Origin of the sequence: Bradyrhizobium sp. NAS80.1 (genome assembly GCF_001908205.1) — a bacterium.
In the GTDB taxonomy this organism is placed as follows: Bacteria; Pseudomonadota; Alphaproteobacteria; order Rhizobiales; family Xanthobacteraceae; genus Bradyrhizobium.
The window spans coordinates 1-779 of record NZ_LGHL01000398.1 but is presented as its reverse complement, the minus strand read 5'-3'; the positions used below and the strand labels follow the sequence as shown (position 1 = coordinate 779).

The window sequence follows — 779 nt, the reverse complement described above, 5'->3', positions numbered from 1 at the left end:
ACTCTGTAACTTTGTAACCACGAGGTATAAATGATTGATATTGTTGCCGAAAATGCGGTTACAGCACGGTTACAACGGCCCTATCGCTGTAACCGCTCGGCCCTGCCCGATCTCGCCCGGGCGGCAATTCGCCAATTAAATATTGGGGTTAGGCCGTGAGCGGCGCCGATCGGACGTCCAAAGGCGCGGTTGAGGGCACACACGCCGGCCGCGCGCGCGGCGGCGAGGCCAGCTCGGGCGCCGTGCCGGCGCCGCTCGACCAGGCGGACAAGCGATTGGACGATCTACTACCGCTCGGAATTTCGCCTCTTGCGCCACGGGGCCCGGGAAGGCCGCAAGGCGCGAAGAACCGCCGCACGGATCTCGTCGCGCAGTATCTCGTCGATCGCTTCGGAGATCCGCTAACGGCGTCCATGTCGATCGCAGGCCGGCCGCTGCGCGAGCTGGTGACGGAGCTGCGCACGATCGCCAGCGATTGCGGGATGAAGCTCGGCGCCTCGGTGATGGATATCGCGCGCTGGCAGCAGCAATGCCGGGCCGACGCGCTGCCGTACATCCACGCGAAGCGGGCGCCGGAGACCGCCAAGGGCGATCCGGTGGTGCCGATCATCGGCATCGGCAGGGTCGAGAACCTCGCGATTGTGGGCGGCCGGAGCCTTGAGGACGCTGTAGCGAAAAGCCAGCAACATCAATCTGTTACGACGATCGAGGCCGAAGTGTCTCACGACGAAATGTCTCACGACGGAGAAAGCAACGATGCGTCAACGTCTTAGCGTCAA

The 779-nt window shown here is 63.5% G+C and carries 1 protein-coding gene; it reads left to right on the top strand.

The features are described 5' to 3' along the window. Positions 1–155: 155 nt before the first annotated feature. Positions 156–773 (top strand): hypothetical protein, encoded by a 618-nt coding sequence (locus tag AC629_RS43805; RefSeq protein ID WP_084810775.1) that lies wholly within the window; start codon positions 156–158, stop codon positions 771–773. Positions 774–779: the final 6 nt, after the last annotated feature.